Origin of the sequence: Comamonas sp. C11, from assembly GCF_024496285.1 — a bacterium.
Classification (GTDB): domain Bacteria; phylum Pseudomonadota; class Gammaproteobacteria; order Burkholderiales; family Burkholderiaceae_C; genus Comamonas; species Comamonas testosteroni_F.
Window position 1 is genome coordinate 3,892,902 of record NZ_CP101743.1, and the last position, 24,675, is coordinate 3,917,576.

A 24,675-nucleotide genomic window follows, 5' to 3' on the forward strand; every position below is an offset into this window, starting at 1 on the left:
GCCATCGCATCAACCACTTTCAGAGCTTTTCAAGTCAATCCTCACGGACTAACCCTTAGCAAAGCCGCAAAATTTTAGCACACTGCCATGCAACTCGACCTCAGTCACGTCGCTCTTGAGATTCGCGAAGGCCGCCAAAGCGCCGCAAACCTCATGCAAATGAGCATTGCTGCCGCCCAAAGCCCCTTGTGCGCCAACGTTTTCAGCCAGACTTTTTTTGACGAGGCACGCTGGGCTGCTGCAGAAACGCCATCCGCTGCCCCCCTGGCCGGCCTGGCCATCTCGGTCAAGGACCTGTTCGACACGCAAGGCACACGCAGTGCCGCCAGCTCCCTGGTGCTGCAGGATGCGCCTGTCGCCCAGACAGATGCCACGGCCGTCGCCCGCCTGCGCGCAGCAGGTGCCGCCATCATCGGCCGCACCCATATGGTCGAGTTCGCTTTTTCCGGCGTGGGCGTGAACCCGCATTTCGGCACCCCCGCCGCGCTGGATGCCCGCCACCCCGCCAACCCTCAGCTGGCGCCCACGTGGCCGGCCCGCATTCCTGGCGGCTCCTCTTCAGGCGCTGCCGTTTCCGTCGCCAGCGGCGCCGCCTGGGCGGCGCTGGGCTCGGATACCGGCGGCTCCATTCGCATTCCCGCTGCACTCAATGGACTAGTGGGCTTCAAAAGCACGGCCAGGCTGGTTCCCACAGAAGGAACAGTGCCACTCTCGCCCACGCTGGACACCGCCTGCGCCATTACCCGCAGCGTGCGCGATGCCGTGCTGCTGCACGAGATTCTGGCCGAGCGCAAAGTCGCCAAGGACGAACGCAGCCTGAGCCAGTGGCGCCTGGCAGTGCCACGCCCCCTGTTCTTCGAGCAGATAGAACCTGCCGTGCGCATCGCCTTCGAACGCAGCATTGCCAAACTGCAGGCCGACGGCGCACAGATCGAGTGGATTGACCTGCCCGAGCTGGAGGAGTTGGACAACATCAACACCATCGGCGGCTTCTCACCCACCGAAAGCTATGCCTGGCACCGCCACCATCTGCAGGATCCCGCCAAAGCCGCGCTCTACGATCCCCGGGTTCGCTCCCGCATAGAGCGCGGCGCGAGCATGAGCGCTGCCGACTATCTGGATCTGCAGGCCGCGCGCAAGCGCTGGATTGCCAGGATGGAGAGCGTCATTGCCGGCCATGACGCCCTGCTCTCGCCCACCACGCCGATCACGGCACCCACGATTGCATCCGTCGCCCCGGCCAACGGCTTCGATGCTGCAGCCGACCTCAGGCGTGACGAAGAATTTTTCCGCGTCAACAGCCTGCTGCTGCGCAATACCAGTGTGGTCAACATGCTGGACGGCTGCGCCCTGTCACTGCCGTGCCACAACGCGAACGAGCTCCCCATGGGCCTGATGATCTGGCATGCCGCCCTGCACGACGACGCCGTCCTGAATATCAGCGCGGGCATAGAAGCCGTGCTCAATCGCGTCTGATTTCACTTTTTGTAGCTACAACCGCTTATGGTCACTGGTCTACAAGGCAAAAATCATCAAAACCCACAAATGCGCGACCTGAGGCTATCCTCGGACCATGCTGCGTATTTCCCCCACCGAAATCCCGCCCGCCTCCATGGCGACCGGCCAGGGCTGGCCGCTATTCAGCACCGCCGCCACACGCCAGATCGAGCAGGCTTGCGCCATCAGCCTGCCGCCTCACCGGCTGATGGAGCGCGCAGGCCTTGCGATCGCAAAACTGGCGCTGGCAATAGCCCCGCACGCACAACGCATCTGGATTGCCTGCGGTCCGGGCAACAACGGCGGCGACGGCTTTGAGGCGGCAGCTCAGCTCAGGGCCATGCTGCCCCATGCGCGAATCATGGTCAGCGAAGTGCGCGCACCTGCCGAACTTCCGCCCGACGCACAGATTTCCCGGGGCAAGGCCTTGCAGGCTGGCGTGCAGTGGCTCGATGACGCCCCCGTCGATCTGGGACCACAAGACCTGTGCATCGATGCATTGCTGGGCATAGGACTGAGCCAGCGCCCTGCCGACAAGGCCTCGACTTCCGATCAGCGCCTGCGGCAGTTGCTGGCCCAGGTTCGGCATTGCACCTGCAGCTCACTCTGTGTAGATGTTGCCTCCGGCCTCGATGCCGATACCGGCCAATATCTGAGGGAGTTCGCGCCTGGCCATATCGCCACCAACCAACGACGCTACACGCTTGCCTTGCTGACCCTGCAGCCCGGCCTGTTCACCGGTCAGGGCCGCGATGCCTGCGGAGAAATCTGGTGGGACGACCTCGGCTGCGGCATTGCCAGCGCACCCGACATAGCCAAACCCGCCGCAGCGCGGCCCACGGCGCATCTGAGCAACTCAGGGCTTGCCTCCCCAAGAGCACGCCCGCACGCCACTCACAAAGGCAGTTTTGGCGATGTGGCCGTGCTCGGCGGCGAAGGCCTGGGCTTGCGCGGCCTGTCGATGACGGGCGCAGCCTGGCTGGCGGCTCTGGCCGCACTGCACGCCGGCGCCGGCCGCGTCATGCTGGCCTTGCTGGACGAGCAATCACCGCAAGGCATTGCGCCCTGGCCGGAAATCATGTTGCGCCGGCCCGCCGAGCAGGACTGGAGCCAGGCCACTGTGGTCTGCGGCTGCGGTGGCGGCGAAGCCGTGCAGGCCTGGCTGCCCCACATACTGGCACAAGCACCGCAACTGGTGCTGGATGCCGACGCACTCAACGCCGTTGCATCCAGCCCGGCACTGGCACAGCAGCTGAGCCAGCGCGCCTCACTCCAGCAGACCACGATCTTGACCCCCCACCCGCTGGAGGCCGCGCGCCTGCTGCAAACCAGCACCGCTCAAGTACAAGCCAACCGCCTTCAATCCTGCCTGCAGCTTGCCAGCAAATTTCAGTGCACGGTGCTGCTCAAGGGCTCGGGCACGGTTGTTGCCAATCCACAGCAGCAAGTCTGGATCAATGCCAGCGGCAATGCACGCCTGGCCACGGGCGGCACGGGCGATGTGCTGGCCGGATTGATAGCGGCGCTATGGGCACAGGGTCAAAGTGCCGATATGGCTGCGACTCAGGCTGCCTTCCGCCATGGCCATGTTGCAGATTGCTGGCCAGCAGATCTCCCATTCAGCGCCAGCGCACTGGCTCTGCGTCTGGGCAATCAATAAACTGCCCAAAAACAAAGGCCTTGCCATCATCTGGCAAGGCCTTTCAGCTCTTGGCAGGAGAGCAATCAGCGCTCAGTCTTGCGCTTGCTGGTTTTGCTTGCCGGCGCAGCCTTGGCACCTGCCGCAGGCTTGGCAACCACCTTTACGGCTTTGGAAGCCGACTTCGCCACAGACTTCGCTGCGACCTTTGTTGCGGGCTTTGCAACCGACTTTGATTCGGGCTTGACCGCAGCCTTGGCAACGGAGATGGCCGGAGCATCAGGCGCAAGCAGGGCTGCAACCTTTTTCCTGCCTGCCGCCTTGCGGGGCTTGGCTTGCTGCACCGCAGTGACGGACTCCATCACAGGCTCAGGCTTGGGCACGGCGTGCTCTTGTGCGTACTCTGCCTCCAGTGCAGCCAGATTCACGCTTTTCAGCATGGCTTTCTTGGCGGCCTTTCGACCCTGCTTGGCGCGATCGGGCTCGGGGGCAGAAGCAGGACCCGCAGCGGCATTGCGCTGCGCACGATTGGCCTTGGCATCGCGGCGGCTCCACTTGTCGGCATAGCCGCCCGCACTGCGCTCGTCACGCGAATCACGGGCATCACGGCGACCACGCCCCTCATCCTTGGCTTGGCCACGACCGCTGCGTGGTGTTTGCACCAAGCCATCCTCGCCATCGCGAACCAGGCGGAAGTCGATGCGACGTCCATCCAGATCCACGCGACTGACCTGCACCCGCACTCGTGCGCCGATGCCATAGCGGACACCCGAGCGCTCGCCACGCAACTCCTGCCGGGCTTCGTCAAAGCGGAAGTAGTCGCCGCCAAGCTCGGTGATATGCACCAGGCCTTCCACATACATGGCATCCAGTGTCACAAAGACTCCAAAGGTCGTGACCGAGGAAACCGTGCCCGCGAACTCCTCGCCCAGATGCTCGCGCATATATTTGCATTTGAGCCAGGCCTCCACATCGCGGCTGGCCTCGTCGGCGCGGCGCTCATTGGCACTGCAGTGAAGGCCGGCAGCCTCCCATGCCTGGAATTCCTTGGCCGCCGAGCGCTTGCGCGGCTTTTGACCCGGATCCACCACACGCGAAGAGAGGCGCTTGGCCATCTTTGCTTCGGCTTCACCCGGCGTGGGCAGGCTGGGCAGCTTGTAGTGCGTGCCGTTCAGCTCAGCCTTGATCACGCGATGCACCAGCAAGTCCGGATAACGACGAATCGGGCTGGTGAAATGGGTATAGGCCTCAAAGGCCAGGCCGAAGTGCCCCGAGCCTTCCGGCGTATAGAAGGCCTGCATCATGGAGCGCAGCAGCATGGTGTGAATCTGCTGCGAGTCAGGGCGGTCCTTGGTGGCATTGGCAATCTGCTGAAACTCCTTGGTCGAAGGGTTTTCGCTGATGCTCATGCTCACACCCATGGCCTTGAGGTAGTTGCGCAGGATTTCCTGCTTCTCCAGCGAAGGCTTGTCGTGCACGCGGAACAGTCCAAGCTGCCCGCTCTGGTCGATGAAGTCTGCGCTGCAGACATTCGCCGCCAGCATGGCTTCCTCAATCAGCTTGTGCGCATCGTTGCGGGTGCGCGGCACTATTTTTTCGATGCGACCGTTGTCGTCGCAGACGATCTGCGTCTCGGTCGTCTCGAAGTCCACGGCACCGCGCGCCTCGCGCGCCTTGAGCAGGGACTGGAAGACGCCATACAGATTCAGCAAATCCTGCACGCGATCCTTGCGCTTGGCTGCTTCCGGGCCTCGCGTATTGGCCAGGATTGCCGCCACCTCGGTATAGGTGAAGCGCGCATGGCTGTGCATGACTGCCGGGTAGAACTGATAGGCGTGAATCTCGCCTTGCGCCGTGATCAGCATGTCGCAGACCATGCACAGCCTATCGACGTCAGGGTTCAAGGAGCACAGCCCGTTGCTGAGCTTTTCCGGCAGCATGGGAATCACTCGGCGCGGGAAGTACACGCTGGTGGCGCGATCGTAGGCATCCACATCAATGGCGCTGCCCGTGGTCACATAGTGACTCACGTCGGCAATCGCCACAAGCAGGCGCCATCCCTTGCTGCGCCCCACCTTGGCGGGCTCGCAATACACGGCATCGTCAAAGTCGCGCGCATCTTCGCCGTCAATGGTGACCAGAGGAATATCGGTCAGATCAATGCGGTGCTTGTAGTCTGCAGGTCGGACTTTCTCGGGCAGCGCCTTGGCTTGCTCGAGACAGGCGTCGGAGAAGATATGCGGCACGCCATACTTGCGCACCGCAATCTCGATTTCCATACCTGGGTCATCCACCTCACCCAGCACTTCGACGATGCGGCCCACAGGCTGACCGAACAGCGCCGGCGCCTCCGTCAATTCGACCACCACCACCTGCCCCGGCTTGGCCGCGCCTGTGGCGTTGGAAGGAATCAGAACATCCTGGCCGTAGCGCTTGTCTTCAGGGGCCACGAGCCACACACCGCTTTCTTGCAGAAAGCGACCAATGATGGGCTGGTCCGGACGCTCCACGATCTCCACCACACGGCCTTCGGGGCGACCGCGATGGTCATGACGGGCGATGCGCACCTGGACCTTGTCCTTGTGCAGCACCGCTCGCATTTCATTGGGGGGAAGGTAGATGTCACGCTCACCATCGTCACGGACGACAAAGCCGTGTCCGTCGCGGTGGCCCTGCACAGTGCCCAAAATTTCTTCGTTCATATCGGCAACTTTTGCGCGAGGGTTCATTTTCTTGATATACAATCTATGTCTTTCCTGAGATGCCCAGGTGGCGGAATTGGTAGACGCACTAGTTTCAGGTACTAGCGGGTAACTCCGTGGAGGTTCGAGTCCTCTCCTGGGCACCAAGTTTAACGACAACCTGCAAGGGTTGAAACAAACTTGGAAAACATTCCTCAAGGGAATGTTTGCAAGCCAGACGGCATCTTAGAAAATTTGAAGATTCGGATTGAATGCAAAAAAAATGCATTACAATGCGAAGCTTCCCTGAAAGCCCAGGTGGCGGAATTGGTAGACGCACTAGTTTCAGGTACTAGCGGGTAACTCCGTGGAGGTTCGAGTCCTCTCCTGGGCACCAAACACGACAAGCCGTTGCATGCAAATGCAGCGGCTTTTTCGTTTTCGTCGCCATCCTAGCTGCCGCGCAAAGTTTTCTGAAAAACCCACGTAAACCGGCATGAGCAGTACTCAAGCCGCTATATAATTCACTCACTCTGAAATGCCCAGGTGGCGGAATTGGTAGACGCACTAGTTTCAGGTACTAGCGGGTAACTCCGTGGAGGTTCGAGTCCTCTCCTGGGCACCAAACACGACAAGCCGTTGCATGCAAATGCAGCGGCTTTTTCGTTTTCGTCGCCATCTCAGCTGCCGCGCAAAGTTTTCTGAAAAATCCACGTAAACCGGCATGAGCAGTACTCAAGCCGCTATATAATTCACCCACTCTGAAATGCCCAGGTGGCGGAATTGGTAGACGCACTAGTTTCAGGTACTAGCGGGTAACTCCGTGGAGGTTCGAGTCCTCTCCTGGGCACCAAACACGACAAGCCGTTGCATGCAAATGCAACGGCTTTTTCGTTTTCATCGCCATCTCAGCTGCCGCGCAAAGTTTTCTGAAAATCCACGTAAACCGGCATGAGCAGTACTCAAGCCGCTATATAATTCACTCACTCTGAAATGCCCAGGTGGCGGAATTGGTAGACGCACTAGTTTCAGGTACTAGCGGGTAACTCCGTGGAGGTTCGAGTCCTCTCCTGGGCACCAAACACGACAAGCCGTTGCATGCAAATGCAGCGGCTTTTTCGTTTTCGTCGTCATCCCAGCTGCTGCGCAAAGTTTTCTGAAAAATCCACGTAAACCGGCATGAGCAGTACTCAAGCCGCTATATAATTCACCCACTCTGAAATGCCCAGGTGGCGGAATTGGTAGACGCACTAGTTTCAGGTACTAGCGGGTAACTCCGTGGAGGTTCGAGTCCTCTCCTGGGCACCAAACACGACAAGCCGTTGCATGCAAATGCAGCGGCTTTTTCGTTGACGAAGCCCCCACCTCCTCTGACAGGACGCAGCACATATGAAAAAGGGAGCCTAACGGCTCCCTTTTTCTCTTTAGCAACCGCCCCCATCGAGGCGATAGTCGCTTACTTGCGCAGCAATTGCTTGAGTGCGGCCTGCAGGCGACGGGCAGATGCCTCATCGCTGGCACTGCCCAGCACTGTGGCAACGTCCTGACCCCAGGTCTGCTGGGGCGAAGGATCATTGCGGCGGGTCAGCATCTGCAGCTGCAGCGCACGGCGTGCAGCCAGCTGATCGGCCGGGGTGTGCACGTCAGCAGCCATTTCCAGGCGCAGCAGGGCTTCCGCTGCATTGCCCTTGGGCGCAGCAGCCACAGCCCCGGTCCAGGAAGAGCGCACAGGTGCCGTCACCTTGCCGCCCAGTTGCTGAGCCGATGGCAGCTGCGCCGCATCACGCGCCTGCCAGGCACCCAGCAACTGGGTCAGCGCTTCGCCATGGGCCTGGGCTGCAAGCTTGCGCAAAGCCTCCTGGGCATGCTCCACAGCATCACGCTGGGCACGGAAGGCTGGATCGGCCAGGCGCGGTCCACGCTCCTCGCGCGTGAACTCGCGACGACCACGGCCGGTATCACGGCTGTCGCGACCATCACGGCCACCGCGCGCGGCATCGCGTCCACGGCCGCCGTCCTTGCGACCGCCTGGACGACCACCTGCAGCAGCTGCCGCTTCCTTCCTCATGCCAGGGCGGTCATCGCCACGCACGGCCACCACGGGGCGTGCCGGCTTGGCCACTGCAGCAGCTTCGCTCGCTTGCGCCTCAACAGCTTCAGACGCTTGCCCTGTCTGGGCCTGGGGCTGGTTCTCATCAGACTTGGCGGGCTGAGCCTTGATGGCTGCTTCGAGCTCGGCCAGCGCTGCGTGAATCTTTTGCGCATCACCGCTGGCATTGGCTGCCTCGACCGCCTTGGACGCGTCCAGCACCCGACGATCATGCTCGGACAACTCAACCGCCACCTGACTGCGACCACCACGCTCCACGCTCTTGCGATTGAAGGCATCGTCCAGCGGCTTGCGGAATGCATCCCAGAGCTTTTGCTCGTGCTTGCGATCCAGCGGCACCACCTGGGCTTCGGCCTGCCAGCGCTGCTGCAGCGCCTTCACGGCGTCGATGCGCAGGCTGGGAGCTGCCCCCAAGGCTGTCGCCTCGTCGATCATGGCGTGGCGACGCTCCAGGCTGGCCTTTTGTGCAGCCTGCAAGGGCGCTTCGGCAGCAGCCATGGCCTGCTTGAACAGGGGCTGCAGTTCGGCAAACAGCTTTTCGCCGATATGACCGCTTTCACGCCAGCGCTCGCCAAACTGGCGCAGCGCGCGCAGCATGTTCTTCCAGTCCTGGCTGGCCGCATTGGCTGCAGCCCAGGCCTTGATTTCCTCGATCAGCGCCAGGCGTTGAGCCTTGGCCTGCGTGCTGTCCTGACGAATCTTGTCGTGCCAGGACTCGACCACCTTGTAGGCTGCGTTGCAGGCCTCGTCAAACTTCTTCCACAGCGCATGATTGGCCACGGCACCTTGGTCGGCCTGCTTCCACTGTTCGCGCAGGCTGCGCAGGGTTTCCTGGATCTTGCGACCACCCAGTGCCTGACCTTCGGGGCGGTTGAGCAAGGCTTCGGCCTTGGCCACCAGATCTTCGCGCAGCTTCTCGGCCAGATGGCGCTGCCAACCTTCGGCTTCACCGGCGGCCAACAGGGCCTCATGCACTTCGCCCACCAGCGCTTCGTCCACAAAGCGACCATGGGCCTTGATGGCTGCGCGCATGGCCTGGACGGCTTCGGAGCCGGCCTGGCTGTTGCCAGCTGCAGTTTCAGCCTTCAGCGCCTGCAGGGCCTGATCCAGGCCAGCCTTGGCGGCTTCCACCTGCTCGGGCGTGGGCTTGCCACGACCGGCAGCAGCTGCACGCGGTGCAGCGGGCTTGGCCACTTCCACAGCAGCGGCTTCGGGAGGCAGACCGCGAGCCACGCGGATTTCGTCAGCCCAGACAGGAACCGTGGGCAACGGCGCTGACTCGTCGGCAGCAGCGGCCTCGGTCTGTGCCAGTGCAGACTGGAAAGCATCCCAAACCAGCGCCAGCTGCGCAGAGGCGGCTTCCAGCTGAGGAGGGAAACGTCCGTCCACGCTGCTCCAGCTGGCGTCGCCGGTCAGCTCCTTGGCCTGCTCCTGCCAGCGCGCGACATCGCCCCCCAGGGCTTCCAGCACTGCCTTGGCATCCTTCCAGGACTTGGTGGACAGTACTTCGATGCGCTGCGCCAGCAGCAGCGCCACTTCGCGCTGCACCTGGGTGCGATGCTGCAGGTCTTCCACAGCCTTCACGCGCTCGCCCAGTCGGGCCTTGAACTGCGACAGAGGCTCGCGCGACAGCGCGGCACCGGCCTTGGCGGCATCACGCTGCCAGGCGGCTGCAGCCGCGGCATCGAAGGGCTCTGCAGCCAGCAGGGCCTGAGCCTTCTCGGCCCATTCCACGGAAATTTTTTCCTGATTCGCGGTGCGACGGATTTCGTCAAGGCGCTCACGCACGGCACGGGCAGCACTCTTGTCGCCCTTGCTCAGTTCCTTGTGAACGTCCTGGAGTTGCTCGACCGTGGGCTGAGTCGCCAACCAGTCGCGAATGCGCGCGGCGCGATCACCCGACGTCTCGGCGGAGAAAGCACCACCCGTCAATGCATCCAGCGGATGTTGCTCAGTATTCTTGGCAGAGGCCGGGTTCACTTCAGATGCATCAGACATGGTGCTGCTAGGAGAAATAGATGTCATGTAAGGGTCAGAAAATGCTTGGCAGCCAGCGCAGTCAACGCTGCAACAGGCCGGTGCCAACCCACATGAGGGCAGACTTTCCAAGCGCAAGCCCAGGCACATGAGCACCTGGGCAAACCGGTATTTTCGCCTTTATTTAAAGGCAAGCCAAAAAATGCGAAATCGCAAGGCGTTTCGCAGCACTTTCATCACTGCGCAGACAGGCTCAACTGGGCACGTGGCGTCCAGTCCTTGTCCTGCACATCCAGCTTTGGAGCTCCCAGGAACAGACGCTCCAGCGGCAGCTGTTGCGTTGCCAGATAGTCCCGCACAGCCACGCCGCGCGCCAACGCCAGCTCGCGCATGGCATCGTCGGGCACCTTGATGCTGGCCACCAGCAGCGCCGTCATCTGGTCAGCAGGCAGGTCCTTGGCCATTCCGACCATGTTGCGGGGCTTTTTGATGTCGGCACGACCGTAAACGGCCTTGAGCAGAGCTGGGCGCTCGGCTTCGCTGAACTCCATCACCTCGTCGCCCCCCTTGCCTTCGCGAATCGCGTTGCGGCGCTTTTGGGCCAGCAGCAGACGATCCAGCTCTTCAATCTTCCAGGCCTCCTTGTCTTCGGCCTCACGCGACTCTCCCACCACCGTCATCTTGAGCGCCGGGCGGTCATTGAGTGCCTTGACGATCTTGGCCAGTTGCTCCCGGGCCTTGCCGTCGAGCTTGGCACTGCCCGGAGCAAAGTTGACTGCGCCCGACTCGTCGCCACCCGAGAACGCTCCCGACAGCAGCGCAAACGGCGCAGTCACGGCCTTCATGATGATGTTGCCGATCACCTTGAAGATGATGGGCGCCAGACGGAACTGCGGGTCGTTGAGCGAGCCGCTCAGAGGCACATCGAGATCGATCACACCGTTGCGGTCGGACAACAGGGCCACAGCCAGCTTGACGGGCAGCGATGCGGGCGCGCCTTCCACCTTGTCGCCGAAGGTCAGTTGGCGCAGCACCAGCTTGTTCGACGCCGTGAGCTGCCCATCAGGCTGCACCTTGTAGTTCACATCCATATAGAGCTTGCCGCGCTCGATGCCATAGCCCGCATACTTGATGGAGTATGGCGACAGCGGCGACAGCTCAAGGTCATTCATCTGGGCGCGCACATCCAGCGCCAGAGGCTTGGCCAGCGGGTTGACCTTGCCGCTGATATCGAGCTTCGCCGTGCCCTGGGCCTTGCCCTTGATTTCAAGATCGGCCATTTGCGGCTCGACCTGGCCTGCAGGAGCCTGCGAAGAGAAGGCGCTCAGACGGCCGGTCAGCTCGCTCAGATCGGCCGAGTAGTTGGGCTGAATGAAGTAGTCGGAGAACTGTACCTTGCCGCCCGTCAACACAATGGGCCCGACCTTGATGATGGGCGCGGGGCCCGCATCTTCGGGCTTTGCAGGCTCGGCCACGGGCTTGCCGAGCTCGGGCTTCTCGCCGGCAGCCGCCTTGGCGTTAGCCTCTTCGTTCTGCGCGACGGACTCCTCGGATTTTTCGGTCTTCAGGATGTCCTGCAGATTGATACGGCCGTTGCGCTGCACGATGACGCGCGCAAAAAAGTCGCTCAGCGCGGTTTCGCGCACGCTCACTCGCAGCGGCTGGGCCGGTTGCATATTCAGGTCCAGGCCGCGCACGACCAGTGTTTTCCAGGCCAGCAAATCATCGCCCAGGCCCAGGCCTGTGCGCGCGGCCAGTGCCTTGGCACGGTCTGCCGTGGAGTCATTGAGCACCGCCGTCAGCGCGCCCTTGGCGGTACTGGGCTTGCCCACCTCCTCCTGCACCGGAGCTGCAAGCGTGGAGCGTACGCGCAGGTCGTTGAGTTCCACATCGCCCGACACAGACAGCTGCGGCCCCTTGGCATGGGCCAGATAGTTAAGCTTGCCCCGGAAGTTGCCGTCGGCACGTACCAGGTCGACATTGAGCTTGTGACCGAAATACGGCTCCAGCGCATGCAACGGCACGGCACGGGCCTGCAACTGACCCTGAGCCGAAACGGGAGTCAGACCCAACTGCCCCTTGAACTGAACATGACCAGCTTGCACACGGCGACCGGCAGCGAGCTGGGCCGAGACCTCCAGCGGAGTCGGCGCCGCCTTGGCTGCGAGAGGCTCGAAAGCACCCAGGCGTACGCGCAATGCGCTCACATCCAGCTGCACAGGCCGTGCATTCCCGCCTTGCACAGGTGCCGCATCGCGAAACTGCAGCGCACCACCATCCACGGCAATCGCTGCCAGCTTCACCGACCAGGGCTTGCCCGGCTCCGCCTTGCTGTCCTTCGTTGCAGGCTTGGCTGCAGGCGCCGCCACGGGCAACCAGCGCTCGTACATCCAGTGCCCTTGTGCATCACGCAGAGCAGCGAGCTGCGGCTTCTGTACGGCAATGGCCTCCACCTGCACCTGCCGGGCAGCAAGATCGACCTGAACGCCGCTGACCTTGATCTGCTCGATATTGACAGGGGCCTGCTTGTCCTGCAGTTGCAGCTTGTCGGCGGTCAGCTCTGCCACCTCCGCCACCACCCCGCCCTCACCCCAGGAGATCCGGGCATCGGTGCCCAGCATGGCGCTGAGCTGCGGCTTGAAGTGCGCTTCCAAATAGGGCTGAACCCATTGCAGCGGCATCTGCTGCAGCTTGAGATTGAGCTTGCCCGCTTTGTCCGTGGCTTCCCCATCCACAACCAGCCTGGCCGCCCCTTCCGCCCGGGCCTGCTCAGCCGCTTGCAGACCCGCAGTGGCCGTCAATTGCAAAGGCGCATTCATGGGCCAAGCCAGATTCCTGGCCTGCAGCATCAAAGGGGCCAGAGTCAGGGCTGCAGGTGCCGCGCCTGTAGCCGCATCCCTCCAATGCACTGTAGCGCCATCAATATCGAACTGCTTCACGCTCACTGCGAGGGACTGGGCGGGCGTCTCGGCCTTGCCCCCCGCCTGGACCGAAGCCTTGGCGCCGGGGGAATCAGACTCAGGTTCTGCATTCTCGGCGGGCGCTGCCGCAGCGGCGGACGGCGCATTCAGCCCCAACCAGTTGATCACGCCTTGCGCATTGCGGCTGGCATGAATCTCGGGGTTGACCCAGCGCACAGTCTCAAGCGCAATCTGGCTTTGCAGAGGCTGAGCATTCTGGAGCTGCAGCTCCAGCGCCTCAAAGTTCAGCAGCGGTGCACTCTGGCGGTCTTGCAATGCCACATTGCTCAAGGCCAGCTTGCCGCTGATGCTGACCACAGGCTGGTCTTTTTGCTCGAAGCTGATCTGCAGATCCGTATCGAGCACTCCAGAGAGGGGTTGCACGGGAACGCTGGCAGGCACATAACCCAGGTAAGGAGCCAGATCGATATGCTCCCATTTGAGTTGCATCGCCGTCTGGCGGGTCTCGGTGAACGGCGTGCTCTCGCCCGACGTGTCGAACTTGCTGCCGTTGAGATCGAAAGCCAGATGCGGCAGCACCTTGATCTCGCGCTTGGACGCCAGATTGCTGATGAAAGGAATGCTCAGCTGCAAGTCCTTGAGTTCATGCTTGCGCTGCACAAACTCGTCATTGAGTTGGACACGGCCATCACGCAATGCAATGTTATAGAGCGCAAAGCTCACGGGCTTGGACGGCTCTTCCTTATCTGGCTCGGAGAGCCTGGCAATCACATCGTCGATATCGAGCCTGCCCAATGAATGCTGGGTCAGTCGCACCACCGGGGCATCGACCTCGATTGCATCCAGCACAGGAGCGAGCCTGAACAAGGACTGCGCACTGGCATTGATGAAGATGCGCTTGATCTCCAGCTGAGGCTCCGCTGACGACTTCAGATCTTTTTGCTCTGAAATGCTTTCCGCATCGGAACCATCAGCTACTTTTTTTATAGCTTTATCAATCACCAGATCATGCAAGGTGATGGACATGGCCCAGGGAGCAAACTCGATCCTGCCTACATGCACGCCACGCCCCAGCTTCTCGGAAGCCTGTTTTTCCAGCTGACTCTTGGCGACCCAAGGCACTACTGCCCAGAGCAGCAGCCATAACAGCAAAAGAGCAAGAACAGACCAGATCAGCCGACGAAGCCAGCGATTCGATGTGAGCAAGGACATGGGCAATTGTTATTGATGCAGAGATTGAAAGCCTTCCAAGACTCTCAGGGGCGGGACCCGCCACGCACCCGGAACACCACTGTACCTTGAGCGTACCCTGGTGTATCTAGATTGCGCTCCATATATAGATAGAGGCAAGAGGCGTTTCCAGGGAGAAGTTTGCGCTATCGGAATACCCGCCTGAGGCAGATGAGCGCGAAAAAATGCAAACAATGCGCTGCAGAAAAAGACATCGCCGGAAATGACAAAGCCCGGAAGTGGAGAAACCGACTTCCGGGCTTTACGGCCGGTACCAGACCGGGCCGTTTTTCGCGGTTCAAGGAGGGTGTGGTCCTTGCCGCTGGAAGCAACGATTGCTCCCTTTTGTGCCTCAAGCGAAGATAAAGAGCAAGTGCCAACAGCCCATGGAATCAAAGGCCTCGGCGGAGTTTGCTTTTCCTTTCCTTTGGCAAGCACCTGCAACGTGCAGGCAGATTCACTATATCTGTGCTCGTGTAGGGCTACCAGGCTTTTTGCACTTTATTTCGCCTTGATGACAAATAAAACGATGTGAGCGTATACACCTCTTGAATCCGTGATTTTTTGCTGTAATTTTTTGAGCAAACTGTACATTCATACAGTTTTTATATGAATTTAAAATCTAATAAGCATTCTTGTTAGTGTTGACTGAATATTTAGAGCGCTTCTAGAATCCGCCAGCGCTCGAAATGAGCGTTTTTTGTTTCCGCTGCCTCACGACTGAGCAGACCGATCGGCGCCCCAAGGGGCGCTTTTAATCGGCCCGCAGCAAACCTCATCGGCCAGTTGTCCTGGTTGCACCACGAGATTGATCCGGTGCGACCTCGGGCGATAGCCAAGAAAGGACAAGCTATGCCAGCGTCAGGAAAATTAATCGCCTCCGCGCGAACGTTGGGCCATAAGACGGCTCACGGTTTTCTTGCTCTCACTCACAACGGTTTCGCCCTGCTGGGCTTGGCCGTGGCCATTTCGGCCCTGATTTTGATCTCTCGTCCGGACCTGCGTCTGGCCGGCGCCACCGAGCTGCGCGAGTGGCTCGACACACGCCTGCCCGCAAGCACTGTTGTGGCCGCCGCCGATGTCGAAGAAGCTCCCGCTTCCGCCAGCATCGTCGTCGCCAGCGACCGCGCCACGGCCGTCAATCCCAAGAACCTCCCCAAGGAGCAGGCGGCTGTGGCCTACTGGCTCAGCAAAAAGTACCGCGTGGCACCCGAGCCGATTGCCGCCCTGGTCAGCGAAGCCTATGCCCAGGGCAAAGCCAACAAGCTGGATCCGACGCTGATTCTGGCCATCATGGCCATTGAATCGAGCTTCAACCCGTTTGCCCAAAGTTCGGTCGGCGCCCAGGGCCTGATGCAGGTGATGACTTCCGTGCACACCGACAAGTACGAAAGCTTTGGCGGCCAGCACGCGGCCTTCGACCCCGTGACCAATCTCAAGGTCGGCGTCAAGGTGCTCAAGGAATGCATTGCACGCGCCGGCTCCATCGAGGGTGGCCTGCGCTATTACGTGGGCGCAGCCAATCTTCCTTCGGACGGCGGCTATGCTGCCAAGGTGCTTGCCGAACACCAGCGCCTGCGCCAGGGCGTGGGTCTGCAGGCCAGCCCGCTGATGACGGCCAAGTCCGACGAAGCCACCAAGGTCTCTCACGCTCAGCAAGTGGCACTGGCCAACTCCAACCTCTAAGCGGCAGATCCCTGCATTTCTCAAGCTGGCTGCGGCCAGCTTTTTTTATGCCCCGGCCAGGGCCTGCGGGAAAAACGGGCATAGGCTCTGCAGCCATGCCGGCTCAGCTACACTAGCGGGTGTACGCAACTGGCGATAGGCGCAGAATTTTCTGCCGCTGACGTGGAATCCGGCAGACTGCAAGGTCTGTGAACCACCGGGGAGCGTACCGCCCAGAGCCGCAGCGACTGCAGCCTGCAAGCGTTTCAGCCGTTCGCCTGGGCAGCCCTTGGCCTCAAGGGAATTTCTAAGTTCACAGGACTGCCATGTTTCAACGCACCGATACCGTCGCGAAAGTCGACCCCGAACTGTTTGCAGCTATTGAAGCTGAAAACCATCGTCAGCAAGAGCACATCGAGCTGATTGCCAGCGAGAACTACTGCTCGCCCGCCGTGATGGAAGCCCAGGGCTCCCAGCTGACCAACAAGTACGCCGAAGGCTACCCTGGCAAGCGCTACTACGGCGGCTGCGAGCATGTGGACGTGGTCGAGCAACTGGCCATTGACCGCATCAAGCAGATCTTTGGCGCCGAAGCCGCCAACGTGCAACCCAATTCCGGCTCTCAAGCCAATCAGGCAGTGCTGATGGCTTTTGCCAAGCCAGGCGACACCATTCTGGGCATGAGCCTGGCCGAAGGCGGTCACCTGACCCACGGCATGGCGCTGAACATGTCCGGCAAATGGTTCAAGGCCGTCTCCTATGGCCTGAACGCCGACGAAGCCATCGACTACGACAAGCTCGAAGAACTGGCCCGTGAACACAAGCCCCGCATCATCGTGGCCGGCGCTTCTGCCTACGCCCTGCGCATCGACTTCGAGCGCTTCGCAAGAATAGCCAAGGAAGTCGGCGCCATCTTCTGGGTGGACATGGCCCACTATGCCGGTCTGATCGCCGCAGGCGTGTACCCCAACCCCGTGCCCCACGCCGACGTGGTCACCACCACCACTCACAAGAGCCTGCGCGGCCCCCGTGGCGGCGTGATCCTGATGAAGGCCGAGCACGAGAAGGCCATCAACAGCGCCATCTTCCCCGGCCTGCAAGGCGGCCCCCTGATGCATGTCATCGCCGGCAAGGCCGTGGCGTTCAAGGAAGCCCTGACTCCCGAGTTCAAGGCCTACCAGGAACAGGTCGTGAACAACGCCAAGGTGTTTGCCGAAACGCTGACCGAGCGCGGTCTGCGCATCGTCTCCGGCCGCACCGAAAGCCACGTGATGCTGGTGGACCTGCGCGCCAAGGGCATTACCGGCAAGGCAGCCGAAGCGGCCCTGGGTCTGGCTCACATCACCGTGAACAAGAACGCCATCCCCAACGACCCCGAGAAGCCCTTCGTGACCAGCGGCATCCGTATCGGCACCCCTGCCATGACCACCCGTGGTTTCGGCGAGGAAGAAGCCCGCATCACCGCCAATCTGGTGGCCGATGTGCTGGACAAGCCCGAAGACGAGGCCAATCTGGCAGCCGTGCGCGCCAAGGTGGCCGAGCTGACCGCCAAGTTCCCTGTCTACAGCAAGTAAATCCTGCTGCGCTGAGCTGCCATGAAGTGCCCCTTCTGCAACCACCCGGACACGCAAGTGGTTGAAACCCGGGAGTCCGAGGACGGGGGCTTCATCCGCCGCCGCCGCCGCTGTGGCGGCTGCGACAAGCGCTTCACGACCTACGAACGCCCCGAGGTCAGCTTTCCGACCGTGGTCAAGAGAGACGGCCGCCGTATCGAATACGAGCGCGCCAAGCTGCAAGGCTCTTTTCAGATCGCGCTGCGCAAGCGCCCCGTGAGCACCGAGCTCATCGATGCCGCCATAGAGCGCATCGAGGACAGGCTGCTCAATCTGGGCCAGCGTGAAATCGATTCCAGCCGCCTCGGCGAGCTGGTGATGGATGAACTCAAGGGCCTGGACAAGGTCGGCTATATCCGCTTTGCCAGCGTCTACCGCAGCTTCGAGGATGTGGACGACTTCAAGAACATCATGGATGAGGTTCGCAGTCCCAAGGCCAAGGCCGCCAGAAAGCCCCAGGCCTGACCGCCGCCATGCCAAAAGCCACCCTCGGGTGGCTTTTGTTTTGCGTGCCTGACGGCAGGTGCTTGCTATGAATTTATGAGTATCTAGCGCAATAATTCAAAGGATATCAGATAGATTTTTATCCAACTTCCTTAATGAACGCGCATGATGCGCTCCTTCAAAGGTAGCGCCATCGGGCCGCTGCGGCTTTGCTCGCGCACATGCCCGGCCAGGGCATCCAGATCCAGCATGCCGCCCACCACATCGATGCCTTGCGTGAAGATGCTGAAGTTGTCGCCTCCGCTGCCCAGATAGCTTTGCAGTCCCACGCGGTAGCGCTGCGACATCTCGAGCCGCCGGCCCTCGAGGCGCAGCTCGCTCACGCGCCGTCCTGCGGGCTGGCTGCGGTCAAAGCGGTAGCTGAAGCCCTCGGAGACCTGCAGAATGCGCGGCGCATTCACGGTGTTGCTGCCGCTGTCGAATTGCTGCTCCAGTGCCTGGCGAATCTGTTCGCCCGTCAGACTCATCACCATCAGCGTATTGCCGAACGGCTGAACGCTGAACAACTGTCCATAGGTCACGCTGCCGTCGCCCGCAGGCACCAGGTCGGCACGCACGCCGCCGGGATTCACAAAGGCCAGCTGCGCCCCTCCCGCAGCGGCATCGCGCGTGGCAGCGAGTATGGCGTCGGCCACGATGCGCCCCATCACGCTTTCGCCATTGGCTTGCGGCATGCGGCTGACCGCAGCGGCCAGCCGCCCTGCGCCGGCCTCTGCCAGCGGCCGGGCCGCAGCCTTGTAGCGCGCCACCAGCGCCGCCACTTCGGCATCGGCATCAAAGACCGGAAACTCGGGCTGCAAGCCCACCTGGCTGCCGGCGCTGCGATAGCCCTCGCCCTGCACGATGGTCTGGTGCGCCGATTTGCGGCTGACGCGGCCGGTGCGCGCATCCACCGTCAGTCTGACCTCTGTCAGCAGCGTGCCGTACTGGCCGGCGCTGGTCAGCAGAAACGGCTTGCGGGGATTCACCCTGGCGTAATCGCAGATATAGGAGCGATGGGTGTGACCGGAAATCACCACATCGACCTCGCCGGAGAGCTGCTCCAGAATCGGCACAATGGCGCCGGAGAGGCCTTTGCAGCTATCGTCCTGCAGGCCCGAAGTGGTGGCCCCGCCCTCATGGATCAGCAGCACGATCACATCGGCGCCCTGCGCCCTCAGTTGGGGGATCAGCGCATTGGCCGTCTGTGCCTCGTCGGCGAATGTCAGCCCTCTGACCCCGCTGGGCCGCACCATATGTGGCGTGTTCCTGAGCGTCATGCCAATGAAGCCCACGCCTATGCGCAGACCGTCTTGCTCGAAGAACTTCACCCCGGTCGCCGGAAACAGCGGCCGGCCGTCTTCACGCAACGTATTGGCCGCGAGAAAGGGGAACTGCGCGCCCCTGAAGGGCTGGCTGATCTGGCATGGCTGCTTGTTGGTGAACTTCTCACAGCCACCGTTTTGCATGCGCAGCAGCTCGGCCACGCCCTGGTCGTATTCGTGATTGCCGGTGGCCGCAAAGTCCACCCGCATAAGGTTGAGCACCTCAATCGTCGGCTCATCGAGAAACAGCGCCGAGACCATGGGCGAAGCCCCTATCATGTCCCCGGCCGTGACCAGCGCCACATGGCGGCTGGCCTGACGGCGCTGGGCGATGACCCGGGCCATGTAGGCCACGCCGCCAGCGGGCACGGCGACGCTCTGCCCCTGCGCATTCTGCGCCGTCACCGCCAGTCCGGGCGGCTCCAGATGGCCGTGCAGGTCATTGAAGCCCAGCACGGTGATCTCCATGCTGGCCGGCCTTGTCACGCCACCGCTGCATGCGCTCAAGCCCAGCGCGAGCAGCGCAGCGCAAAGGGGGACGGCGACCTTGCGAAAAGCACAACGCCAGCCTGGCGACAGGGCGCGAGACTGGCGTTGATCCGGTTTTTTGTCAGTTGCAACCATCGGACTCTCCTGAGTCAGAGGTTTTAACGCACAAAGCGGTCCGGACGATGTCAGGTGGCCGATGCCGGAATCGGGGCCAGCCCCGAATCCACATCGGCATTCTGCGCACGGTGGCGCAGCGCATGGTCCATCACCACCAGCGCCAGCAGCGCCTCGGCGATCGGCGCGGCGCGGATGCCCACGCAGGGGTCATGGCGCCCCTTGGTGATGACTTCGGTGCTCTGGCCGTGCACGTCGATGGACTCACGCGGCGTGATGATGGAGCTGGTGGGCTTGATGCCGATGCGCACTTCCAGATCCTGGCCGGTGCTGATGCCGCCCACGATTCCGCCCGCGTTATTGCTGCGGAAACCCTCGGGGCTCAGCGAATCGCCATGCGTGGTGCCGCGCTGGGCCACGCTGTCAAAGCCTGCACCGATCTCCACGGCCTTGACGGCATTCAGGCCCATCATGGCGTAGGCGATATCGGCGTCCAGTCGGTCATACAGGGGCTGGCCCAGGCCGACCGGCATATTGCTGGCGTTCACACGCAGCGCCGCACCGCAGGAATCGCCGCTCTTGCGCAACTGCTCCATGTATTCCTCGAAACGGCTCACATCGGCCACGGGCGCGAAGAAGGGGTTGTGGGGCACATGCTCCCAGCTCTCGAAGCCTATGGGCAGCTCCCCAATCTGAGTCATGCAGGCACGGAACTCGGTGCCGAATTTTTCCTTGAGCCATTTCTTGGCCACGGCACCCGCAGCCACGGTAGGGGCCGTCAGGCGTGCCGAGGAACGGCCGCCGCCACGCGGGTCGCGGATGCCGTACTTCTGGAAGTAGGCGTAGTCGGCATGACCGGGGCGAAAGCTCTGCGCGATATTGGAGTAATCCTTGCTGCGCTGATCGGTGTTGCGGATCAGCAGGGCAATCGGCGTTCCGGTGGTCCTGCCTTCGTACACACCGGAGAGAATCTCCACCGCATCGGGCTCGTTGCGCTGCGTGACGAACTTGCTGGTGCCAGGGCGACGACGATCCAGATCATGCTGGATATCCGCCTCGCTCAAGGCCATGCCCGGGGGGCAGCCATCAATCACACAGCCAATGGCCGGACCGTGGGACTCACCGAAATTGGTGACCGTGAAAATTGTGCCGAAGGTATTGCCGCTCATAGGCTGCTGATTATCGTTGAAGTGATGATTGACGGCTGAGCGCCGCCATGCCTGAAGTCTTTTCACCAGGCTCGGACCTGCATTTATTCTGGCCTCGGCCCTGGTCAGTCCGTGCTCGTCGTGCTGGCGGCCTGCGGGCTGGGACTGCGCCGCCTGCCGCCCCCATCAGCGCGAGACATGAAAAACCCCGCCTCGGCGGGGTCTGCAGCAGTCGCAGGGCTTATTCGGCGCCCTGGCGCTCGCCCTCGGGCCAGTCGCGGATATAGGCCTTGAGCATGCGGTTCTCGAAGTTCTGGCTGTCCACCACGGCCTTGGCCACGTCATACAGCGAGATCACGCCCATCAGCATGCGCTTGTCCATCACGGGCATATAGCGCGCATGGCGATCCAGCATCATGCGGCGCACCTCGTCCATATCGGTTTCCATGGTGCAGGTCATGGGCGCGTCGTCCATGGCGCCGCGCACGGTGATGTTCTCCACGCCGCCCGTCTTCACAAAGCCCTGAATCACCTCCCGGAAGGTGAGCATGCCCACCACATCGCCGTGATCCATCACGACCAGCGAGCCGATGTCCTTCTCCGACATCACCTGCACCGCCGCAGCCAGGCTTTCATCGGGCGACACCGTGTACAGGGTATTGCCTTTGACGCGCAGGATGTCACTAACTTTCATTGCTGTTCTCCGAAATCTGTTTGGCACGCTGTGGCAGCTTTTGTCCTGCATGTGTCAGCACATGGGGCATCGCTTTGCTCAGAATGCAGGTGCGTGCACAAATATAGCCCACAATGGCTTGCATTGAGAAAAACTAAAGCAATGACGAAACATATGAATTTCTACATATTCATTCGTCTATCCGACCAAATTGATATTTGATTGCATGCTCAATCACACATTGCGTCGATCAATACCAGCCATGGAGACACAACATGCCCGGCTACTCTGACCCCGGCTTCGACACCCTGAGCCTGCATGCAGGCGCTCAGCCCGACCCTGCCACCGGCGCACGTGCCGTACCCATCCATCTGACCACGTCCTTTGTCTTCGAATCCAGCGACCACGCGGCCAGCCTGTTCAATCTGGAGCGACCCGGCCATGTCTACAGCCGCATCTCCAACCCCACCAACGCAGTGCTCGAGCAGCGCGTCTCGGCCCTGGAAGGCGGCGTGGGCGCAATTGCCGTGGCCAGCGGCCAGGCGGCGCTGCACCTGTCGATTGCCACGCTGATGGGCGCGGGCAGCCATATCGTGGCCAGCACGGCGCTGTATGGCGGTTCGCAGAACCTGCTGCACTACACGCTGGCGCGCTTCGGCATAGAGACGACCTTCGTCAAGCCCGGCGACATCGATGGCTGGAAGGCCGCCGTGCGCCCCAACACCAGGCTGTTCTTCGGCGAAACCGTGGGCAACCCCGGCCTGGATGTGCTGGACATTCCCACCGTCAGCCAGATCGCCCACGAAGCCGGCGTGCCGCTGCTGGTCGACTCCACCCTCACCTCGCCCTGGCTGATCAAGCCTTTCGAGCATGGCGCGGACATCGTCTACCACTCGGCCACCAAGTTCCTGTCCGGCCACGGCACGGTGATCGGTGGTATCGTCGTCGATGGCGGCAGCTTCGACTGGGAAAAGTCGGGGCGCTTTCCCGAGCTGACCCAGCCCTATGACGGCTTTCACAATATGGTATTCAGCGAGGAATCCACCACGGGAGCCTTCTTGCTGCGCGCGCGCCGCGAAGGCCTGCGTGACTTTGGCGCCTGCATGAGCCCGCACAGCGCCTGGCTGATCCTGCAAGGCATAGAGACCCTGCCGCTGCGCATGGAGCGCCATATGCGCAACACCGAGAAAGTGGTGCAGTTCCTCGCCAGCCACCCGCTGGTCAGCCGCGTGGGCCATCCCATGCTGGAGACCCACCCCTCCCACGCACTGGCGCACAAGTTGCTGCCGCGCGGCGCCGGCTCTGTGTTCAGCTTTGACATTGCGGGCAACCGCAACCAGGGCAAGAAGTTCATCGAGACGCTGAAGGTCTTCAGCCATCTGGCCAATGTGGGCGACTGCCGCTCTCTCGTGATCCACCCCGCCAGCACCACGCATTTCCGCATGAGCGACGAGGCACTGGCCCAGGCAGGCATCGGCCAGGGAACGATCCGGCTGTCTATCGGCCTGGAAGACGCCGACGACCTGATCGACGACCTCAAGCGAGCACTGAAGGCGGCCGAGAAAGCCGTCTGAGAGACCTGAACAAAATGGTTGCCACAACTTCTGCATCGCTGGACTGGAAGCAGTTTGAACAGACTTTATTCAGCATCTACTGGCAAGATGCTCAGGCGTTCCTTGCCGCTAACCCTCAAGAGAGCATCTACGCACTGGCACTGAACGGCCTGTACCGTGAGCAGGATGGCCCCATTTACCTGCCCACGCTGTCTGCCAACAGCGAGCAGGCCTATTCACAGATGGTGAATGCCCCTGAGCCGCAGGGTCGTTTGTCCGAATTCGACCTGGATACCGGCCAGTTGGGCAGTCTGCGCTGGAACCCGCCGGATTGGGAATGGGAAGAGCTGGATTCGGCCTCGGACTCTCAGGAGTTGCAGCAACTGGAGCAAGCCTTGCTGGCCGAGGCCAATAAAAGCACGCCTGCCCACTGGTTGCGTACCGAGGCGCACCTGATCAAGGCGCTGATCCGCATCTGCAAGCAGCTGACCAAAGCCTGTCAAAAATCGCCCTGGGCCAGCCAGCTCACTCCAGGGTTTGCGGTGCTGATCCATGTGGAAGACACTCAGGAATGCGAAGCCATGGCACGCGAGAGCATGGGGGAGGCACGCTTTCTTGCATTGTTTCCCAGCCATGACCAGGACGCGCAAAGACGCGCCAGAGTTGCCGCGCTCTCCCCCGCTCAACAGCTGCAATACCATCTGAGCTGTCTTGAAGGGATCGGGCGCCCGGAACTGGGACTGAGCCGAAAAGAGGCGCAATTGCTGGGCGAAGAGGCCGAGACTGCGCTGCTTGCCATGGATCACCGCCAGGTGGCTCATGCGCTGCTGCCCATGCTGACTCGGCCCGGCAAACAGTGGCGTGCGGCCATGTTGCTGGCCCAGATGGCCTACCGGGACGAACAGGTACTGGCTGCACTGCGTCAACAGGTTCAGGCCCCCGTCCACAGCCCCAGGGAAGAAAGCGAGCGAGGCTGGTGTGCCAGTGCCTTGGGGTCGTTAGGCGACCAGGAGTGGCTGCAGCAGCAAATAGGCGCCACGGCCGTGCCTGTGGACAGGATCGCGCAAGGCATTGCCTACCCCTACCGCGCCTGGAACAGCAAGCCGGGAACCACGGCCCTGCACCTTGATTACGCGCCTCTGGAGCGGGCGCTCGACCTCAAGCACCCGGCCTTGGCCCAGGCGCTGAATGAAGAGCTATCACCCGGAACCGGCTATTGCAGCCTTCGGGTTGAGGATTTGGAGCAAGCCCTGTGCGCTATGCAGTCCGTTCACGCTCTGGTGCGCGTGCATGCTGCATGCATCATGGGAGAGCGAAGCCTTGGTGCCGCCGCGGGCAGGCGCGTCACCCCTGTACTGGCACAAGCCCTGAGTCACGACAGCAACGGAAACGTACGTTATCAGGCCATGCTGGGCCTGCGGTATTGGAAAAAAGCCGGCGCAGCGCAGCGCGCTGCGATTGAGCATGCCGCCGAACACGATGCCTGCGACAACATACGTGAGCTGGCTCGGCAATGGCTGCGTGAACACTGCTGAACCACAAAGAACAGAACCGGAG

13 protein-coding genes, 6 tRNA genes and 1 riboswitch are annotated in these 24,675 nt (G+C 61.7%); of the genes, 13 read left to right on the forward strand and 6 right to left on the reverse strand.

From position 1 onward, the window contains the following. Positions 1-87: 87 nt before the first annotated feature. The gene (locus NOX35_RS17825; protein WP_256494199.1) at positions 88-1,476 is read left to right on the forward strand and encodes an amidase; all 1,389 of its coding nucleotides are present in this window, start codon (positions 88-90) and stop codon (positions 1,474-1,476) included. 97 nt (positions 1,477-1,573) lie between these two features. Continuing rightward, positions 1,574-3,157, forward strand: a complete 1,584-nt coding sequence (locus NOX35_RS17830) for an NAD(P)H-hydrate dehydratase (RefSeq protein ID WP_182283508.1) — start codon at positions 1,574-1,576, stop codon at positions 3,155-3,157. Between the two features lie 65 nt (positions 3,158-3,222). Here the strand turns inward: NOX35_RS17830 and rnr are convergent, their stop codons facing one another. Beyond that, the gene (gene rnr, locus NOX35_RS17835; protein WP_256496939.1) at positions 3,223-5,865 is read right to left on the reverse strand and encodes a ribonuclease R; all 2,643 of its coding nucleotides are present in this window, start codon (positions 5,863-5,865) and stop codon (positions 3,223-3,225) included. A 34-nt stretch (positions 5,866-5,899) separates the two neighbouring features. On the opposite strand from rnr, the gene NOX35_RS17840 reads away from it, so the two are divergent. From NOX35_RS17840 to NOX35_RS17865, 6 genes are all read left to right on the forward strand, one after another. Continuing rightward, a tRNA-Leu gene (locus NOX35_RS17840) sits at positions 5,900-5,984 on the forward strand. 145 nt (positions 5,985-6,129) lie between these two features. Beyond that, positions 6,130-6,214, forward strand: a tRNA-Leu gene (locus NOX35_RS17845). Between the two features lie 143 nt (positions 6,215-6,357). After that, positions 6,358-6,442: transfer RNA gene (locus NOX35_RS17850), tRNA-Leu, on the forward strand. A 143-nt stretch (positions 6,443-6,585) separates the two neighbouring features. Further along, positions 6,586-6,670, forward strand: a tRNA-Leu gene (locus NOX35_RS17855). 142 nt (positions 6,671-6,812) lie between these two features. Next, positions 6,813-6,897: transfer RNA gene (locus NOX35_RS17860), tRNA-Leu, on the forward strand. A gap of 143 nt (positions 6,898-7,040) precedes the next feature. After that, positions 7,041-7,125 (forward strand) — tRNA-Leu (locus NOX35_RS17865). Between the two features lie 148 nt (positions 7,126-7,273). Here NOX35_RS17865 and NOX35_RS17870 read toward each other — a convergent pair. Both NOX35_RS17870 and NOX35_RS17875 read right to left on the reverse strand, forming a co-directional pair. After that, a complete protein-coding gene (locus NOX35_RS17870) occupies positions 7,274-9,925 on the reverse strand; it encodes a DUF349 domain-containing protein (RefSeq protein ID WP_256494200.1) in 2,652 nt (883 codons plus the stop codon). A gap of 215 nt (positions 9,926-10,140) precedes the next feature. Beyond that, positions 10,141-14,037 carry a DUF748 domain-containing protein gene (locus NOX35_RS17875; RefSeq protein ID WP_256494201.1) on the reverse strand — a complete coding sequence of 1,299 codons (3,897 nt, stop codon included), beginning with the start codon at positions 14,035-14,037 and terminating at the stop codon, positions 10,141-10,143. Positions 14,038-14,907: 870 nt separating this feature from the next. On the opposite strand from NOX35_RS17875, the gene NOX35_RS17880 reads away from it, so the two are divergent. The 3 genes from NOX35_RS17880 (at position 14,908) to nrdR (ending at position 17,798) form a co-directional block, all read left to right on the forward strand. Continuing rightward, positions 14,908-15,741 (forward strand): lytic transglycosylase domain-containing protein, encoded by an 834-nt coding sequence (locus NOX35_RS17880; protein WP_182283511.1) that lies wholly within the window; start codon positions 14,908-14,910, stop codon positions 15,739-15,741. A gap of 115 nt (positions 15,742-15,856) precedes the next feature. Continuing rightward, positions 15,857-16,011, forward strand: a riboswitch (ZMP/ZTP riboswitch). A 35-nt stretch (positions 16,012-16,046) separates the two neighbouring features. Continuing rightward, entirely contained in the window at positions 16,047-17,294 is a 1,248-nt protein-coding gene (glyA, locus tag NOX35_RS17885) for a serine hydroxymethyltransferase (RefSeq protein ID WP_256494202.1), read from the forward strand. Positions 17,295-17,315: 21 nt separating this feature from the next. Next, positions 17,316-17,798 carry a transcriptional regulator NrdR gene (gene nrdR, locus NOX35_RS17890; RefSeq protein ID WP_087081895.1) on the forward strand — a complete coding sequence of 161 codons (483 nt, stop codon included), beginning with the start codon at positions 17,316-17,318 and terminating at the stop codon, positions 17,796-17,798. Positions 17,799-17,929: 131 nt separating this feature from the next. Here nrdR and NOX35_RS17895 read toward each other — a convergent pair whose 3' ends face one another. The 3 genes from NOX35_RS17895 to NOX35_RS17905 form a co-directional block, all read right to left on the reverse strand. Further along, a complete protein-coding gene (locus NOX35_RS17895) occupies positions 17,930-19,765 on the reverse strand; it encodes a bifunctional UDP-sugar hydrolase/5'-nucleotidase (RefSeq protein WP_256494203.1) in 1,836 nt (611 codons plus the stop codon). Positions 19,766-19,815: 50 nt separating this feature from the next. Then, positions 19,816-20,913, reverse strand: a complete 1,098-nt coding sequence (gene aroC, locus NOX35_RS17900) for a chorismate synthase (RefSeq protein ID WP_182283513.1) — start codon at positions 20,911-20,913, stop codon at positions 19,816-19,818. A 220-nt stretch (positions 20,914-21,133) separates the two neighbouring features. Beyond that, positions 21,134-21,586 carry a CBS domain-containing protein gene (locus tag NOX35_RS17905; RefSeq protein WP_182283514.1) on the reverse strand — a complete coding sequence of 151 codons (453 nt, stop codon included), beginning with the start codon at positions 21,584-21,586 and terminating at the stop codon, positions 21,134-21,136. Positions 21,587-21,840: 254 nt separating this feature from the next. Between NOX35_RS17905 and NOX35_RS17910 the strand changes: the two genes are divergently transcribed. Together NOX35_RS17910 and NOX35_RS17915 are read left to right on the forward strand one after the other, a co-directional pair. Next, on the forward strand, positions 21,841-23,139 hold the full coding sequence (locus tag NOX35_RS17910) for an O-acetylhomoserine aminocarboxypropyltransferase (protein ID WP_256494205.1): 1,299 nt from the start codon (positions 21,841-21,843) through the stop codon (positions 23,137-23,139). A 14-nt stretch (positions 23,140-23,153) separates the two neighbouring features. After that, a complete protein-coding gene (locus NOX35_RS17915; RefSeq protein ID WP_256494206.1) occupies positions 23,154-24,653 on the forward strand; it encodes a DUF4303 domain-containing protein in 1,500 nt (499 codons plus the stop codon). Positions 24,654-24,675: the final 22 nt, after the last annotated feature.